Source organism: Stenotrophomonas sp. GW821-FHT09E08, from assembly GCF_059416125.1.
The window spans coordinates 75,761-91,071 of record NZ_JBWKOO010000005.1 but is presented as its reverse complement, the minus strand read 5'-3'; the positions used below and the strand labels follow the sequence as shown (position 1 = coordinate 91,071).

Here is a 15,311-nt window from a genome sequence, read left to right as displayed (position 1 = left end):
CCCCAGCCAGGACGGCACGGAGGGCAGGGAGCGGCCATCAGCGGTGAGGACCACCGACACAGCGCCGCCGGGTGCAGGAGAGCACCCGGCGGCAGGAGGGTAGTAGATCCACACCATGCGTGGATGCGGTGCCACGAACGAATCCTACAACTCCAGCACCCGCCGGTAACTCAACGGCCCACGCCCATCGCGCAGGCCCAGCCGCAGCTCCAGTCCGGTGGCTGGCAGCACCTCGCCCTTGCTCGGCAACACGGCCCATCCCTCGCCGGGCTGCCACGCCCGCACCTCGAACCGCTGCACATCGCGCGCCACCGCGATGCCCTTCGACTGTTCCGGCGCCGGCAATGGATACCGGTCCGTGGCCGCGCCGCTGGCCCGCCACAGTGTGCTGCCCTGACGCCACCAGCGCACGCGCTGCCAGTGCAGCCCATCACTGCCCACGCTGCGGGTGATCTCCAGCGCGAAGCTTCCATCCGGGTGCCGCTCGCTCACCAGCGACGGAGGCAGCAATCGCTGCGGACGATCAGCCGGACGCACCGCGCCATTCATCAGCGCATCATCCGCACGCATCTCGATATCACGCTGGAACTGCTGCAGCACGCGCAGTGCGGTGGTGGTCTCGGCATCCGCCTGTCGCAGGCGCTGGTCGCTGCTGGCCACGCTGTCGAGCGCGCGCCAGCAGATCAGCGCCAGCACGCCCATGATGGTGATCGCGATCATCACCTCAATCAGGGTGAAACCGCCCACGGCGCGCTTCATGGCGCGGCCGTCCACGGCAGCTGCATCCGCGCCAGCGACTGCCGCGGTGCATCCTCGGCGACCACGCTCAGTTCCAGCTGCGGCTGGCCGTCGCTGCCCGTGCCCAGGTGCTGCAGCACCAGGAAGGTTCCGCGTCCCTGCACGCAGCGTTGCCGTGCATCCTGGGGTGCCTGCCCGGCCAAACGAAGCTCCTGCCAGCGGTCCTGCGCGCACATCAGTGCCAAGCGGCGATCACGCAGCCGTGACTGATCGTCGGTGGCCACCGCCACCGAGCGCATCACCGCCGCCAGCGCAATCGAAACGATCGCCAGTGCGATCAGCACTTCGATCAAGGTGAATCCGCGCATGTTCCGCTTCATTGCACGACCTGCAATTGTCCGCTGCCATCATCACGAAGGCGCAGTGTGCGGCCCTCCAGCGACAGCCCCAGCTCCCAGGCGGTACCGATCCATTCCGGGCTTAGTTCGATGGCATTGGCGGGCTGCACCGCGATACCCGTTGCCTGCCACCGCTGCGGTCGCAACAGGTCGTCGCGCTGTACGGTCACCCATTGGTTGCCCTCACGGCGGCTGAAGCGATAGCCGCTGGGGTCGGCCTGCCAGCGGATGCTGCGGCCGTCGATGCGGGCCTCGTCGCGTGCCACCTGCAGGCGCTGCGCCAGCCGCTCGCTTTCCTGCCGCAGCTGCCGGCCGGGGTCGAGCAGGCTGCCCAGGCCCAGGCCGATCCCGGCCGTGCAGATGCCGATGATCACCAGCACCACCATCAGTTCGATCAGGGTGAAGCCGTGCGGAATGCGTTGCATCGACATCGCCTCCTGTCCTTGCCGATGCCTGCCAGCGTACGCGCGGATGATGAAACAAAAGCGTCAGCGACGGCTGCTAGCGTGGTCGGACACGAACGTGGCAATGGTGCGGAACATGGATGGCAGGCGCTGGGATCGCAATCGGGTGTTGACCCTGCTGGCGGCGACGCTGCTGCTGGCGGTGGTGGCCTATTGGGGCGTGACCCTTGTCGGCCAAATACCCTCGGTGGCCGCCAGTGAGGCACAGCCGAATGTGCCTGTGCGGCCCGTGTTCGACGCAGCGGCGAGTCTGCCGCTGGTGCGGCTGCTTTCACCCGGTGCGGTGCAGACAGAAGTGGTCGTGCTGGGCGTGATGGCCGGTGACCACGCGCCACTGGCCCTGCTCTCGGTGGATGGCCGCCCGGCGGAAGCCTATGCCCCCGGTCAGCGGCTGGGTCCATCCACGGTATTGGCCGGCATCAGTGCCAGCGCTGTGGAGCTGCAGCAGGCAGGCCAGTCGCGCAGCCTGCCGGTGCCGGAGCTGCCACCGGTGCCGACCGATGGCATCGTGCCCGCCAACTCCCTGTAGAGCCGAGCCCACGCTCGGCTGTCTTTGCATTCATCGGCGATGCCACGCAGAAGCAGCCGAGCGTGGGCTCGGCTCTACAGCTGTGCAGGATCAGCGCGCCGGACGCTGCGGTACCACCGAACGACCAAAGGCATCGCCCATGCGCTGTCGCGTGCCTTCCAGGTTGTACTGCATCAGCTGGTTGCCGGGCTGCCGCATCAGCCGTTCGGCTTCGGGCAACGCCGGTGACTTCGCAGATTTCGCCGGTGGCGCCAGCTTGCGCTGCAGGCACTCCCAGGCGGGAATCCGTTCGCCGTTGACCTGTACTTCAATACACGGTGCAGCGTCCTCCTGTGTTTTTTGTTCGCCGGCCTGCACCGAGGGCAACACCAGCAACACGACGAAGGCGAGCGCCGGACGACGCCATGTGATCAACAGTCCGCTCATTTCCGATCTCCCGCAGCAGCAAGGGCTTTGCAATGCAGACGTATGGCGTGCGCAGTGTCCGCCTGCGCGCGTTGGCGGACCGTCAAAAGATGACAGTGCTGTCACAAAACTGTTGGCGGCTTTGACGCGACCTACACGTCCTGTTGGTAGACCCACGCGCCGCTCCATGGCCACTTCCTTCGATACGACGCGATGCTTTCGATGACTCCTGTTCCGTACCGAGCCGTCCGCCTTCCGCTGCGCCTGCATCCGCTGGTGCTGGCCCTGGCAACCCTGCCGCTGCCGCTGTTTGCGCAGGAGGCGGCACCTGCGCCCAGCGTGAACATCAATGAGTACATCGTGCGTGGCAACACCGTGCTCGATCCGCGCCAGATTGAACGCGCGGTGGAGCCGTTCCTCGGCCCGGGCAAGACCCTGGCCGATGTCGAAAAGGCACGCGACGCGGTGAATACGCTGTATCAGCAGGCGGGCTACCAGTCGGTCTATGTCGAGCTGCCCGAACAACAGGTCAGTGCTGGTGTGGTACTGCTGAAAGTGCAGCAGACGCCGATCGGCCAGCTGCGGGTCGTAGGCACGAAGCACGAATCGCCCGAACGCATCCGTGAGCGCGTGCCGGCACTGGCCGAGGGCAAGGTGCCTGATTTCGACCAGGCACAGAAGGAATTGACCGCGCTCAACGAAGGTGGCCGTCGCCAGGTGATGCCGCTGGTGCGCGAAGGCCAGGTGCCGGGCACGATGGATGTGGACCTGCAGGTGGAGGAAAAGTCGCCGTGGCGGGCCAGCGTGGCGGTCAACAACGACCACAGCGCTGATACCGAGAAGCTGCGACTGAGTGCGTCGCTGGCCTACGACAATCTGTGGAAGCGCGGGCACAGCGCCAACATTGGCGTGTATCTGGCCCCGGAAGATGCCAAGCAGGCCAAGGTGTTTTCGGCCTCGTACATGATGCCGTTCGAAGGCACGCCGTGGAGCCTGGAAGCGTCCGGCTACAAGTCCGACAGCCGCGTACTGAACGCAGGCGGACAGGTCGGTACCGGCACCGGTACCGACGTGATCGGCAACGGCCATTCGATCGGCGTCAAGCTCAACTATCGACTGGCCGGCAGCAGCCAGTGGTGGCGCCAGCTCAGCCTCGGTGTGGACTTCAAGGACACCGAGGAAGACACGCAGATGGGCAAGGAGAGCCTGAAAACGCCGCTGAAGTACGCGCCGATCAGCCTGGCATTCGTCGGAGTGCGTCAGGGTGAGCAGGACCAGCTGAGCATCAACACCCAGTTGGTCGCCGGCACCCGTCGCCTGTTCGGCTATGGCAGCGATGCCATCGGCTTCGGGCAGAAGCGCTACTGGGCCGATCCGAGTTTCGTGGCCTTCAAGGCCGATGTGGCCAACACCCACACCTTCGGCAGCGATTGGCAGTGGTACGCGCGCGGCTCGCTGCAGGTAACCGATGCGCCGCTGGTGTCGGCCGAGCAGTTCGCCGCCGGTGGCATGTACACCGTGCGCGGCTATCTCTCGGCTGAGGCGATCGGCGACTACGGCGGCCTGGCCAGCCTGGAGTGGCGTACCCCGGCATGGTCGCTGTGGAGCGGCACCGATCTGCGCGTCTACAGCTTTGCCGACGCGGCCTACCTGCGCCTGCGCCAGCCGCTGCCCGAGCAGCGTGACAAGTACAACCTGGCGTCGGTCGGCCTGGGTGCGCAGCTGCGCCTGGGCGAACACCTGCAACTGCGCCTGGACTACGCCTGGCCCTATGCCGATGGCCCGGTCACGCGCAAGGACGACCCGCGCCTGCATTTCAACATCAGCACCAGTTACTGATCCTTTCCTTGAACATGCGTTCTCCGGAGACCCTTCGCATGGACCGTTTGCTTTCCCGAGTGTTGCTGCTGCTGGCCGCGCTGGTTGCGTTGCCCGCCGCTGCGGCCGATGCCAATTGGTGGCAGGCCGAATGGAAGTACCGCAAGCCGATTACCGTCGACGCCGGCCCGCAGGGTGCGGGCCTGGCCGGTGACCCGGGCCGTACGCCGTTGCTGCTGCGCCTGCATACCGGCAACTTCGGTTTCGACGGCACCCAGGATGCGGGCAATGACCTGCGTTTCGTCTCGGGTGATGGCCGAACCGTGCTGGCCCACCAGATCGAGCAGTTCGATCCCAAGTTGGGCCTGGCCCTGGTCTGGGTGGACGTGCCAGCGGTCAGCGCCGCGGCGCCGCAGACGATCTGGATGTACTACGGCAACGAGAAGGCCCCGGCCAGCGGCAACGGCCAGCAGGTATTCGACCCGGACTACACGCTTGTCTACCACTTCGCCGAAGCCAATGCGCCGGCACGTGACACCACCGCCTACGGCAACAATGCCGGTGCTGTGGTGCCGCCGTCCGAAGGCTCGGTGATCGGCCGTGGCGTGCAGCTGGGCGCAGGCCCGCTGCCGTTGCCGGCCAGCGCCTCGCTGGCACAGGAAGCGGGTACGCCGTTGACCCTCTCGGCCTGGATCAAGCCGGGCAGCAACAATGCGGCGCAGGCGATCTATGCCCGTCGCGATGGCGCCTCCGAGCTGGTGGTCGGTATCGAGAACCGGGTACCGTTCGTGCAGCTCAATGGCCAGCGCAGCACGCCGGCACAGCCGATTCCGGAAGGGCAGTGGGCGCACGTGGCACTGACCGCGGAGAAGGGCGCACTGCAGCTGTACCTCAATGGTCGCGTGGTCGCGCAATTGAGCGGCGAGCTGCCGGCGCTGGGTACCGCCCCGGTAGTGGGCGCCGATGTACCGGGCGCGGTACAGCCTCTGGCCAACTTCGAAGGCGCACTGGATGAACTGCGCATCTCGCGGGTTGCACGTCCGGCGGCGCTGCTGCTGGCCGATGCCACTGCGCAGGGTGCCGACTCGCGCCTGATCAGCTACGGCGCCGATGAGCAGTCGGCCGGCCAGAGCCACTTCGGCTTCATTCTCAAGGCGATGCCGTTCGATGCCTGGGTGGTGGTCGCCATCCTCGGCCTGATGATGCTGATGTCATGGGCGATCATGATCGCCAAGAGCCGCCACTTCGGCCGCACCAGCAAGGCCAACGCGGTATTCACCGAAAGCTTCGGCAAGTTGTCCGGTGTGCCGCTGCGCACTCTGTCCGAGATGGACCGCCAGGGCAAGGCGCCGACCGCGATGCATGACGGCTCGCTGTGGCGCATTTACCAGGTGGCCATCGATGAAATGCAGCAGCGCCACCAGCGCGATGGCAACAGTGGCTACCTGAGCGGCGCCACCATCGCCGCGATCCGTGCCTCGATGGATGCGGTGATGGTGCGCGAGCAGGAAGCGATGGCACGGCGCATGAACTGGCTGTCGACCACCATCGAAGGTGCGCCCTACGTGGGCCTGTTCGGCACCGTGATCGGCATCATGCTGGTGTTCGTGGTGGCGGCGATGGCCGGCGCGGTGGACATCAACTCGGTGGCGCCGGGCATGGCTGCAGCGCTGCTGTGTACCGCAGCCGGCCTCGGCGTCGCGATCCCGGCGCTGTTCGGCTACAACTACCTGGGCGCACGCGCCGAGGCGATCGGCGCAGACATGGCGGTGTTCATCGACGAGTTCGCCGCGCGACTGGCCGAAGAGCAGGACGGGCGCGGCCCGGCCGCGGTCCAGGGCTGAGGGGCGCGCCATGGGCCAGAAGGCGAAGTTCGGCATCAAGAAGCGCGAGAAGGGCATCAACGTGACGCCCTTCGTGGACGTGCTGCTGGTGGTGCTGGTGATCTTCATCCTGACCAGCAACGCCTCCATTCCCGGCATCGAGGTCAACCTGCCGAAGGCCAGCAACAGCGTGGCCCTGGAAAAGCCGAAGACCAAGGCGATCACCATCGACCCCAGTGGCCAGGTGTTCCTGGATGCCTACCCGGTGACGATGGCCGAGCTGGAAGACCGGCTGCGTACCGAACGCGCGACCACGCCGGATTTCCCGGTGATCGTACGCGGTGATGCGCAGGTGCAGTACGCCCGCGTGGTCGAGGTACTTGACCTGCTGCGGCGGCTGGAGCTGGCCCAGGTCGGCCTGGTCACCGGCAAGGCGCAGGGCTGAGGCATGACGGCCCATCAACCCCCTCGGCCGGAGCCCGGCATGCGCGGTCGCCAGTTGCTGGTGACCGTCGCGCTGGTGCTGGCCGCCTTGCTGGTGCTCGGCACCGCGGTGTGGTGGCTGCTGTTCAAGGACACCGCCAGCACCCGTCGGCCGGTGGTGCAGCCGCCGATGCTGGCACTGCCACCGCCGCCTCCGCCGCCACCCCCGCCGCCGGAAGAGCCGCCAGAGCCGGAAACGCCGCCGGAAGAAACGATGCCCGAGCCGGAGCCGCTGGATCAGCCGACGCCCGCCGAAGAGCCGACGCCGACCCCGGACAACGCCGATCCGGTGACGATGAATGCAGATGCGCAGGCTGGCGGTGACAACTTCGGCATTCAGTCCGGCAGTGGCGGAGGTTCGTCCGGCGTCGGCCGTGGCGGCGCCGGCAATGCCACCTATGGGCGCTACCTGGGCTACCTGATGCAGCAGGCGATCTCGCGCGACGACAAGGTCAAGCGCCTGGCGTTCCAGCTGCAGGTGAACGTGTGGCTGGCAACGGACGGTCGACTGGAGAAGGTCGAGCTGGTGCGTGGCAGTGGTAACGAGGAGGCCGATGCGGCCGTGCTCGACGCGCTGCGACGCATCGGCAAGGTCGACCAGGCACCGCCGCCGTCACTCGATTTCCCCGCCCGCGTCCTGATCCAGGGCCGCCGGCCTGGGGCCTGATTCCCGACTTCCATGATTCCCCTTCTTTCGATGAGAACCGTGATGAACGACCACGTCCGCGCACGAACCGACTCCCGCCGCCCGCGGCCGGCCCGACGGGCGCTGCTGTGCTGCGCCGTGCTGCTCAGCCTGGCCGCACCGGCCGGTGCGATGGCCGCCGAAACCACCATGGTCAAGCTGATCAAGGGCCTGATCGCCAGTGGTGCACTGAAGCCCGAAGACGGCCAGGCGCTGTTGGTGCAGGCCGAAGCCGAAGCGGCGGCCGCACAACGCACCGCAGCCAGCGGCAGCACGGTCGCCAGTGGCGGCGTGGCCCTGGAAGCCGGCGACGTGCGCGTGCCCTACGTGCCGCAGAGCGTACGCGACGGCATTCGTGACGAGGTACGCCAGGACGTGATGGCGCAGGCCAAGGCGGAAGGCTGGGCGGCACCCAACGAAGTGGCCGAATGGACCAAGCGCATCAAGGTCACCGGTGACATGCGCGTACGCAGCGAGTCGCGCTTCTACTCCGAGCGCAACAGCGACATCGTGAGCAACTGGTCGTCGATCAACTCCGGCAACGGCTTCGATACCAACCGGAACACCAATCCGCGTCAGATCCCGCCGCTGCTGAACACCCGCCAGGACCGCCGTAACTTGTGGCGGATCCGTGCCCGCCTGGGCATCGAAGCGACCATCGGTCAGCACACCACGGCCGGCGTGCGCCTGGCCAGCGGCAGCAGCAACGGCCCGGTGTCGACCACGGAGCAGCTGGGCGGCGGCCTTGGCAAGAAGGACGTGTGGCTGGACCAGGCCTGGCTGGCCTACAGCCCGGCCGACTGGGTGACGGTACGCGGTGGGCGCTTCGGCAACCCGTTCTGGAGCAGCGACACCCTGTTCTCCAACGACCTGAATTTCGACGGACTGGCCGCCAACCTGAAGTACGACTTCAACGGCGGTGACCTCGACCTGTTTGGCACCCTGGCGGTGGTCCCGCTGGAGTACACCTCCGACAGTTCGCCCAGCCAGAGTCTGGTCAAGACCCCGAACGAGAACAAGTGGCTGTCCGCCGCGCAGGTAGGTGTGAACTGGCGCTTCAACGATGACAACACGGTGCGCGCGGCACTGGCCTACTACGATTTCAAGAACATCAGCGGCCGCCTGTCTTCGCTGTGCGCGCTGTTCTCGGGCATCGATGGCTGCGACACTGACTGGTCGCGCCCGGCCTTCATGCAGAAGGGCAACACCCTGATGCTGATCCGCGACGTCGCGCTCTATCCGTTGGATCCGGCCAATACGCCCACTCCGCAGTATGTCGGCCTGGCCTCGGCGTTCCGCCTGGCAGCGTTGAACCTGCGCTGGGATACACAGCTGGCGCAGGGCATCGGTCTGCGCCTGGATGGCGATTACATCCGCAACCTCGCCTACGACAAGCAGGCCATGTTCAGTCGCGCCCAGAACGGCATCGTCAACAACTACGGCGCCGGCGACACTGTCGGCATCGATACCTTCCGCAGCGGTGACACCGCATGGATGGTGCAGGCCACCTTCGGTGCCACCGACCTGAAGGAGAAGGGCCAATGGCAGGCGCTGCTGGGCTATAAGCATATCGAGGCCGACGCGCTGCCCGACGCCTACAACGATCCGAACTTCCACCTGGGCGGCACAAATGCCCGCGGCTACTACGTGGGCGGCGCCTATGCGCTGGATGCGCGCAGCTGGATCAGCGGCAAGTGGATGGCGGCCAAGGAAGTGTCCGGTGCGCCGCTGTCGATCGACGTGTTCCAGCTGGAGTTCAACACCGGCTTCTGAGTGGCGGCGTGATGCGGATCACGTAGTACGTGGCGGGGGCGCAGCGATGCGCCCGTCTAAGGAAAGGAGACCACGCGTTGTTCAAAAGGAGAAGTGGATGAGCCGTCGCAAGCTGTTCGAAAGTCCCGAACCGTCCAGCCAGATGCTGGGTGTTGGACCGGCCTATGTTTCAGTGGAGGGCCTGCGCCAGCACCTGGCCGAGTTCCTCCTGTATGCGGGCCGGCCGGTGGTGATCATGCGCGGGCGCAGTGAAGTGGGCTATTTCCTGCCGGCGCGCTGCTGGCGCCAGCGTGACGATGATCCGCTGGCGGCCGCCGCCGCCGACCAGCTGCTGGACGCGGCCGGTTTCCAGGTCGAGGACATCCAGCAGGTGGAACAGGAATTCAACGCGATGCGCCAGCGCACCGTGCTGCATTCACGGCGCTGAGCCTTCTGTAGAGCCGGGCTCATGCGCGGCTTTCAGCCCAGGAGCTGAGCATGGGCGTGGCTCTACAGTACATCCACGCCACGCGTGGATAGGGTTACGCTGCGCCTCCGCGCTCACTGGTGATGCGTGCACCTTCGCGCATCACCAGGGTTACCGGGGTCTTTTCCACCACCTCCAGCAGACGCTGCCACTGTGCATCGCTCAGCTCAGCGCTGGCGTGCAGCACGCGGTGTACGTGGAAGCGCCCATCCTCGTCACGTTCAGAGCGCAGCTCGGCATGAAACTCGCCCAGTTCCCAGCCCTTGCGTTGTGCATACATGCGCAGGGTGATGGCAGTGCAGGCCGCCAGCGAGGCCAGGTACAGATCGAACGGCGCAAAGCCCTTGCTCTGACCGCCCAGCGATGCCGGCTCGTCAGCATCTACATCGAAGCTGCCATTGCTGATGTGGTGCAGGTAGTTGCCGCCGGTTGAAACAATACTTGCGTAGGCCATCACGTTCTCCATTTGTCTGTAGCGTCGAGCCATGCTCGACTGCTCCCACCGGCGGCGCCAGCCAGGACCAACGCCGCCACGGAATCACTCGGTGCGATCGTACGAGAACTGGATGCCCGCCGTACCACCGGTTTCAATGAAGAGGTTCATGAAGGCCGGCACCGTTTCCGAACGCGCCCAGTCGCGCTGCAGCTCGCAGAACAGCTGTGGCACGCTGATCAACTGGCCACCGGCCTGTTCGATGCGGCGCAGCGCGGCGTCGTGTGCCGCCAGCGAAGTGCCACCCACCGCGTCGACCACCACATACACCTCGTAGCCTTCCTTCAACGCATCCAGGGCCGGAAAAGTCAGGCAGGCCTCGGTCCACAGCGCGGTCATGATCAGCTTGCGGCGGCCGGTGGCTTCCACCGCCTTGCGGAACTCGACGTCCTCCCAGGAATTGATGGTGGTGCGGTCGTAGGTAGGGTGGTCACCCAGCACCTTGCGCAGCTGCGCAATCGGCGGCTTGTTCAGGCCGGTCTTGACGTTGACCGTCGAATGCACGATCGGCAGCCCGTAGGCCACCGCGGCCTTGGCGGTGCCGACGATGTTGTTGACCAGCAGCTGGCGGTCCATCGAGGCGATGGAGTTCACCTGCACCGGCTGGTAGTCGATGATGATGAAGGCGGAATTCTGCGGGGTCAGCAGGTGGTCGCTGGCCGGGTCGCGGATCGGTTCACTGGACATGGTGGGTCTCCGGTTGGGAGGGGGCCGGCGGCTGGCCGGCACCCCGGGGGGGGGGGCAGCTCAGCTGCGCTGCGAATCCAGCTGCTCGTGGTTTTTCTGCACGTCCTGCGCCTTCATGTAGCTCTCGATCAGCAGCTGGTAGTTCGGGAAGATCTTCGTGTAGACCTCGGCCCACTGCTGGGCATCATCGCGGTTCCAGCTGCGCTGGATCTCCGAGGCCACCGCGGCGGTGTCCATCGGCACCACGCCGGCCTGCACCACGCGGGCCAGGGTGATCTCTTCGGCCATCTTCGAATAGGTGCCCGAGGCATCGATCACCGCGAACACCTGGTAGCCATCGGCAACGGCGGCGATGGACGGGAAGGCCATGCACACGCTGGTGATGGTGCCGGCGATGATCAGCTGCCTGCGGCCGGTGGCCTTCACCGCAGCAACGAACTCCGGGTTGTCCCAGGCATTGATCTCACCCTTACGCGCCACATACTGGGCATGCGGGGCGGCCTCGTGGATCTCGGGGATCAGCGGGCCGTTCGGGCCTTGTGGAACCGAGGCGGTGGTGATCACCGGGATCCTGGCCAGCGTGGCCATCTTCGCCAGCGCAGTGGCGTGGGCGCGCACGCTGGTGAACGGCATGTCACCGATGGTCTGGAACAGGCCGCTCTGGTGGTCGATCAGCAGCATCGCGGCGTTGTCCGGATCGATCACCGGGCGGGCACCGTTGAAGTTGGCGGGGGTACTCATGGTCAGTCTCCTGGAGAAGGTGGGCGATGGCCCGTTGGCGCGGCGGGTCATCGCCCGCCGCGCGGAAGCGCTCAGTGCGCGATCTGGCCGAATCGGCCGCTGTTGAAGTCATTGACCGCCTGCGCGATCTCGGCCTGGCTGTTCATCACGAACGGGCCGTAGCCCACCACCGGCTCGTCGATCGGCTCGCCGCTGAGCAGCAGCAGGGTGGCGTTGCTGTCGGCGTCGACGAACACGTCCTCGCCGCTGCGGTCGAAGGTGACCAGCTGTGCTTCGCCGACCGGCTGGCCGCCGTTGATCCGGACCGTGCCCTTCAGCACCACCAGCGCCAGCGTGCGGCCATCGGCCACCGGCAGTTCGGCGTGGTGGCCCTGCTGCAGGCGGATGTCCCAGACATCCATCGGCGTGTGGGTACGGGCCGGGCCGGCGTGGCCGTCGAATCGGCCGGCAATGACACGGACGCGGCCGGCGCCATCGGGCAGCTCCACCGAAGGGATCTGCGCATCGAGCAGGGTCTGGTAGCCCGGTGCGCCCATCTTGTCTCGGGCCGGCAGGTTCACCCACAGCTGGACCATGTCCAGAGTGCCGCCGCGCTTGCTGAATTCCGGCGTGTGGAACTCCTCGTGGAGGATGCCCGAAGCGGCGGTCATCCACTGCACGTCGCCCGGGCCGATGGTGCCGCCGGCTCCAGTCGAGTCGCGGTGGGCGACCTCGCCCTCATAGACGATGGTGACGGTCTCGAAACCGCGATGCGGATGCTGGCCGACGCCACGCGGGGTATCGCTGGGGGCGAAGTTGTAGGGGCCGGCATAGTCCAGCAGCAGGAACGGGCTCAGGTGCTGGCCGTGGGTGTTGTAGGAAAACATCGAGCGGGCGGGGAATCCGTCGCCCACCCAGTGCGGGCGGGGGGCGCTGTAGGTACCGGTGACACGCTTCATGGCGATCTCCTGGCCGGGGCTGCCGGCGGCTGTTCTTCGTTGCGAAGACGATATCGCCGCGACAATTGGGCCGGTAGACGCCAATATTTGCCGTCATAGTCCTATCTGGTGAACAATGGCGGCAGGCCGTGGGCCGCAGGAGATCGCCCCGTGTTCATCGCAGACATCCGCCGTTGTGACCTCAACGACCTGTTCTACTTCGCCATGGTGGTCGAGCACGGCGGCTTCTCGCAGGCCGGTCGGGCGCTGGCGATGCCGAAGTCGAAACTGAGCCGTCGCATCGCGCTGCTGGAGGAACGGTTGGGCGTGCGGCTGATCCAGCGTTCGACCCGGCGCTTTTCAGTCACCGAAGTCGGCCAGGACTACTACCGCCACTGCAAGGCGATGCTGGTCGAGGCCGAGGCCGCAGAAGAAGCCATCGCGATGTCACGCGCTGAGCCGCGCGGCACCATCCGCCTGGCGTGCCCGATCGCGATCCTGCATGCGCGCATCGGCGTGATGCTGGCTGACTTCCTCGCCCTGTATCCGCAGGTGACGGTGCAGTTGGATGCCACCAATCGCCGCGTGGATGTGGTGGGCGAGGGCGTGGATGTGGCGATAAGGGTGCGGCCGCCGCCGCTGGAGGACAGCGACCTGGTGGTGCGCGTGCTGGCACGCCGGGTCTGGTGTACCAGCGCCAGCCCGACACTGCTGGAACAGTTGGGCACACCGCAGGTGCCGGCCGATCTTGCGGTGATGCCGACGGTGGACCTCGCTTCGGCCAGCCAGCAGCACGTCTGGGAGTACACCGGGCCCGACGATGTGCTGGCCAGCGTGCACCATCGCCCGCGCCTGGTCAGCGATGACATGATCGCGCTGCGTGCGGCGGCGGTGGCCGGGGTCGGGTTGCTGATGCTGCCGCGGATGATGATCACCGATGAGCTGGACAGTGGCGCGCTGGTGCCGGTGTTGACGGAGTGGGTGCCGAAGCACGGCATCGTGCACGCGGTGTTTCCGTCGCGACGTGGCTTGTTGCCGGCGGTGCGAGCGTTGATCGATTACCTCGCCGAACGCTTCGAGGCGCTGGACGAACCGTAGGCCCTTCATCCACGCATGCACGCATGGCGTGGCTCTCCTGTAGAGCCGGGCCCATGCTCGGCTGCATCTGCGCCAAGGGCAGCCGAGCGAGGGCTCGGCTCTAAAAGGCTTTGCTTGCCGCCTGCGGCCGCGCGGCCCACAATCCACGTCCGGACCGTCGCCATCACGCCCATCATTCCCCGGTCCGGCCTTGGCACCTATGTCTCCCAATGCCCTGGCGCTGGTCGAGCTGTTGATCCGCGAGCGCCGTGCGTTGTCTCGCTTCATCGCGCGCTATCTCGACCCGGCCAGTACCGAGGACACCCTGCAGAACCTGTACCTGAAGGCCAGCAGCGTGCCCGGTGATCCACCGATCCTGGAGCCGCGTGGCTATCTGTACCGGATGGCCTATCACCATGCGCTCAACCGCAGCCAGGCCGACGCCCGCGAGCGGCGCGCGATGGCCGAGTACGCCGCCGACATGGCCGAGGCCGGCCACGATGGCGAGGCGCAGGCGTTGGACCAGGCACAACTGCGCGAGATCACCCAGACCATCCTCGCGCTGCCGGCGCAGGTACGCGAGTGCTTCGTGCTCAACCGCTACCTGGGCCTGAGCGAGCGGGAAATCGCCACTCGGCTCGGCATTTCCAAGAGCCTGGTCGGCAAGCATGTGCTGCGCGCGGCGCTGCTGATCCAGCAGCATCAACAGGGAACGCGCCGATGACCGGCGATTGCCGTGGGCAGATCGCGCCCGCCGTTGTCACAACAGGAAAGCGCACCCGTTCGCGGTGCGGCAGGCCACAACCATGACCACGTCCGAACCCTCGCCGCGTCAGGCCAGGCAGGCGTTGCGCTGGGTGATCCGGTGCAGTGCAGGCCCGCTGCCGGAACGCCAGCAACGAATTCTGCAGCGCTGGCTGCAGGCCGACCCCCGCCATGCGCTGGCCTGGCGCCAGCAGCAAGCCTTCTGGCAGGGGTTGGATGCCGCCGGGCCCGAAGTGCTGGCGGCGCTGCCTGAACTGACCGCCGACCGCCAGGGGTTGCGGCCGATCGCACCGCGTCGCCGCCTGCCTTGGCTGCTGGCCAGTGCAGCCGCAGTGGTGCTGATGGTTGCCGCTGCGCCGCACGCGCTGCTGCTGGCACGCAGTGACCTGCGTAGTGGCGATGCGCCACGCGTGGTGCAGCTGGAAGACGGCAGCACCGCTGTGCTCGATGCGGGCACCGCGCTGGCGCTCGAGTTCGACGGCCAGCAGCGTCGCCTGCGCCTGCTGCGCGGGCAGGCCTGGTTCCAGGTGGCGCACGAGGCTCGTCCGTTCCAGGTCGAGGCCGGGGGCGGCCGGGTCCGTGATATCGGCACCGCCTTCAGCGTGTCGATGCAGGACACCACGGTCACCACCCAGGTCAGCGAGGTGCGGTCGACGTGCGTCCGGGCGATGGCAGCGTACAGCGCCTGCATGCGGGGCAGTCGCGGACGTTCCGTGACGGCCGCTGGCTGCAGCCGGTGCGGCTGGAAGATGCCGAGGCCATGGCGCCGTGGCGGCGTGGTGAGGTCGCGATCGACAATCTGCCGGCCGCGCAGGCCATCGCCGATCTGGCGCGCTATCGGCGTGCACCGGTATGGGTGCTGGGCGGGCAGGGCGCGAACGTGCGGGTCAGTGGCCTGTTCCACCTGCAGCAGCCGGAGGCCGCTATTGATGCCGTGGCCACACAGGCGGGACTGCGCGTGCAGCGCTTGCCCGGTGGCGCGTTGGTGCTGTGGTGAGGTGCAGCCGGTTCATGGCGGAATACGCGGCATGAAAAAAACATGAAAAAAC

17 protein-coding genes and 1 pseudogene are annotated in these 15,311 nt (G+C 66.8%); 10 read left to right on the top strand and 8 right to left on the bottom strand.

Features of this window, described 5'->3' with window-relative positions; translation table 11 throughout:
- Positions 1-144: 144 nt before the first annotated feature.
- The 3 genes from AC07M7_RS08865 to gspH are packed head-to-tail and all read right to left on the bottom strand — an operon-like array spanning position 145 to position 1,561.
- On the bottom strand, positions 145-759 hold the full coding sequence (locus AC07M7_RS08865; RefSeq protein ID WP_253077751.1) for a prepilin-type N-terminal cleavage/methylation domain-containing protein: 615 nt from the start codon (positions 757-759) through the stop codon (positions 145-147).
- The gene (gspI, locus tag AC07M7_RS08860) at positions 756-1,118 is read right to left on the bottom strand and encodes a type II secretion system minor pseudopilin GspI (protein WP_136637916.1); all 363 of its coding nucleotides are present in this window, start codon (positions 1,116-1,118) and stop codon (positions 756-758) included. Before gspI ends, AC07M7_RS08865 begins: the two co-directional genes overlap by 4 nt.
- On the bottom strand, positions 1,115-1,561 hold the full coding sequence (gspH, locus tag AC07M7_RS08855) for a type II secretion system minor pseudopilin GspH (protein WP_495207264.1): 447 nt from the start codon (positions 1,559-1,561) through the stop codon (positions 1,115-1,117). The genes gspI and gspH overlap by 4 nt, the downstream gene beginning before the upstream one ends.
- 115 nt (positions 1,562-1,676) lie before the next feature.
- Between gspH and AC07M7_RS08850 the strand changes: the two genes are divergently transcribed.
- A complete protein-coding gene (locus tag AC07M7_RS08850) occupies positions 1,677-2,129 on the top strand; it encodes a general secretion pathway protein (RefSeq protein ID WP_253077748.1) in 453 nt (150 codons plus the stop codon).
- Between the two features lie 90 nt (positions 2,130-2,219).
- Here the strand turns inward: AC07M7_RS08850 and AC07M7_RS08845 are convergent, their stop codons facing one another.
- The gene (locus AC07M7_RS08845) at positions 2,220-2,555 is read right to left on the bottom strand and encodes a hypothetical protein (protein WP_012511246.1); all 336 of its coding nucleotides are present in this window, start codon (positions 2,553-2,555) and stop codon (positions 2,220-2,222) included.
- A 201-nt stretch (positions 2,556-2,756) separates the two neighbouring features.
- Here AC07M7_RS08845 and AC07M7_RS08840 point away from each other — a divergent pair, with 201 nt between their 5' ends.
- The 6 genes from AC07M7_RS08840 to AC07M7_RS08815 all read left to right on the top strand — a co-directional run bounded on the left by AC07M7_RS08840 (position 2,757) and on the right by AC07M7_RS08815 (position 9,543).
- Positions 2,757-4,373 (top strand): ShlB/FhaC/HecB family hemolysin secretion/activation protein, encoded by a 1,617-nt coding sequence (locus tag AC07M7_RS08840; RefSeq protein ID WP_495207181.1) that lies wholly within the window; start codon positions 2,757-2,759, stop codon positions 4,371-4,373.
- 38 nt (positions 4,374-4,411) lie between these two features.
- Complete coding sequence (locus tag AC07M7_RS08835) at positions 4,412-6,196, top strand: DUF2341 domain-containing protein (RefSeq protein ID WP_495207180.1); 1,785 nt, start codon at positions 4,412-4,414, stop codon at positions 6,194-6,196.
- Positions 6,197-6,206: 10 nt separating this feature from the next.
- Complete coding sequence (locus tag AC07M7_RS08830; RefSeq protein WP_005409874.1) at positions 6,207-6,620, top strand: ExbD/TolR family protein; 414 nt, start codon at positions 6,207-6,209, stop codon at positions 6,618-6,620.
- A gap of 39 nt (positions 6,621-6,659) precedes the next feature.
- Positions 6,660-7,325 carry a TonB family protein gene (locus AC07M7_RS08825; protein WP_495207179.1) on the top strand — a complete coding sequence of 222 codons (666 nt, stop codon included), beginning with the start codon at positions 6,660-6,662 and terminating at the stop codon, positions 7,323-7,325.
- A 42-nt stretch (positions 7,326-7,367) separates the two neighbouring features.
- A complete protein-coding gene (locus AC07M7_RS08820; RefSeq protein ID WP_495207178.1) occupies positions 7,368-9,116 on the top strand; it encodes a putative porin in 1,749 nt (582 codons plus the stop codon).
- Between the two features lie 97 nt (positions 9,117-9,213).
- The gene (locus AC07M7_RS08815) at positions 9,214-9,543 is read left to right on the top strand and encodes a hypothetical protein (RefSeq protein ID WP_094000714.1); all 330 of its coding nucleotides are present in this window, start codon (positions 9,214-9,216) and stop codon (positions 9,541-9,543) included.
- Between the two features lie 94 nt (positions 9,544-9,637).
- Here AC07M7_RS08815 and AC07M7_RS08810 read toward each other — a convergent pair whose 3' ends face one another.
- The 4 genes from AC07M7_RS08810 to AC07M7_RS08795 form a co-directional block, all read right to left on the bottom strand.
- Positions 9,638-10,036, bottom strand: a complete 399-nt coding sequence (locus AC07M7_RS08810) for an OsmC family protein (protein WP_495207177.1) — start codon at positions 10,034-10,036, stop codon at positions 9,638-9,640.
- 84 nt (positions 10,037-10,120) lie between these two features.
- Positions 10,121-10,762, bottom strand: a complete 642-nt coding sequence (locus tag AC07M7_RS08805) for a hydrolase (RefSeq protein WP_253077743.1) — start codon at positions 10,760-10,762, stop codon at positions 10,121-10,123.
- A 60-nt stretch (positions 10,763-10,822) separates the two neighbouring features.
- A complete protein-coding gene (locus AC07M7_RS08800; protein WP_495207176.1) occupies positions 10,823-11,503 on the bottom strand; it encodes a hydrolase in 681 nt (226 codons plus the stop codon).
- A 71-nt stretch (positions 11,504-11,574) separates the two neighbouring features.
- On the bottom strand, positions 11,575-12,441 hold the full coding sequence (locus AC07M7_RS08795; RefSeq protein WP_495207175.1) for a pirin family protein: 867 nt from the start codon (positions 12,439-12,441) through the stop codon (positions 11,575-11,577).
- Positions 12,442-12,591: 150 nt separating this feature from the next.
- Here AC07M7_RS08795 and AC07M7_RS08790 point away from each other — a divergent pair, with 150 nt between their 5' ends.
- The 3 genes and pseudogenes from AC07M7_RS08790 to AC07M7_RS08780 all read left to right on the top strand — a co-directional run bounded on the left by AC07M7_RS08790 (position 12,592) and on the right by AC07M7_RS08780 (position 15,259).
- The gene (locus tag AC07M7_RS08790; protein WP_426353392.1) at positions 12,592-13,518 is read left to right on the top strand and encodes a LysR family transcriptional regulator; all 927 of its coding nucleotides are present in this window, start codon (positions 12,592-12,594) and stop codon (positions 13,516-13,518) included.
- A gap of 199 nt (positions 13,519-13,717) precedes the next feature.
- Positions 13,718-14,221 carry an RNA polymerase sigma factor gene (locus tag AC07M7_RS08785; RefSeq protein WP_006370408.1) on the top strand — a complete coding sequence of 168 codons (504 nt, stop codon included), beginning with the start codon at positions 13,718-13,720 and terminating at the stop codon, positions 14,219-14,221.
- An 82-nt stretch (positions 14,222-14,303) separates the two neighbouring features.
- Positions 14,304-15,259: pseudogene (locus tag AC07M7_RS08780) on the top strand (FecR family protein).
- Positions 15,260-15,311 lie beyond the last annotated feature (52 nt).

Coding starts and splice junctions, on each gene's coding strand:
- AC07M7_RS08835 (WP_495207180.1), top strand. CDS start 4,412: ATGGACCGTTTGCTTTCCCGAGTGTTGCTGCTGCTGGCCGCGCTGGTT.
- AC07M7_RS08805 (WP_253077743.1), bottom strand. CDS start 10,762: ATGTCCAGTGAACCGATCCGCGACCCGGCCAGCGACCACCTGCTGACC.
- gspI (WP_136637916.1), bottom strand. CDS start 1,118: ATGAAGCGGAACATGCGCGGATTCACCTTGATCGAAGTGCTGATCGCA.
- AC07M7_RS08815 (WP_094000714.1), top strand. CDS start 9,214: ATGAGCCGTCGCAAGCTGTTCGAAAGTCCCGAACCGTCCAGCCAGATG.
- AC07M7_RS08825 (WP_495207179.1), top strand. CDS start 6,660: ATGCGCGGTCGCCAGTTGCTGGTGACCGTCGCGCTGGTGCTGGCCGCC.
- AC07M7_RS08800 (WP_495207176.1), bottom strand. CDS start 11,503: ATGAGTACCCCCGCCAACTTCAACGGTGCCCGCCCGGTGATCGATCCG.
- gspH (WP_495207264.1), bottom strand. CDS start 1,561: ATGCAACGCATTCCGCACGGCTTCACCCTGATCGAACTGATGGTGGTG.
- AC07M7_RS08830 (WP_005409874.1), top strand. CDS start 6,207: ATGGGCCAGAAGGCGAAGTTCGGCATCAAGAAGCGCGAGAAGGGCATC.
- AC07M7_RS08845 (WP_012511246.1), bottom strand. CDS start 2,555: ATGAGCGGACTGTTGATCACATGGCGTCGTCCGGCGCTCGCCTTCGTC.
- AC07M7_RS08865 (WP_253077751.1), bottom strand. CDS start 759: ATGAAGCGCGCCGTGGGCGGTTTCACCCTGATTGAGGTGATGATCGCG.
- AC07M7_RS08795 (WP_495207175.1), bottom strand. CDS start 12,441: ATGAAGCGTGTCACCGGTACCTACAGCGCCCCCCGCCCGCACTGGGTG.
- AC07M7_RS08840 (WP_495207181.1), top strand. CDS start 2,757: ATGACTCCTGTTCCGTACCGAGCCGTCCGCCTTCCGCTGCGCCTGCAT.
- AC07M7_RS08785 (WP_006370408.1), top strand. CDS start 13,718: ATGTCTCCCAATGCCCTGGCGCTGGTCGAGCTGTTGATCCGCGAGCGC.
- AC07M7_RS08820 (WP_495207178.1), top strand. CDS start 7,368: ATGAACGACCACGTCCGCGCACGAACCGACTCCCGCCGCCCGCGGCCG.
- AC07M7_RS08850 (WP_253077748.1), top strand. CDS start 1,677: ATGGATGGCAGGCGCTGGGATCGCAATCGGGTGTTGACCCTGCTGGCG.
- AC07M7_RS08810 (WP_495207177.1), bottom strand. CDS start 10,036: ATGGCCTACGCAAGTATTGTTTCAACCGGCGGCAACTACCTGCACCAC.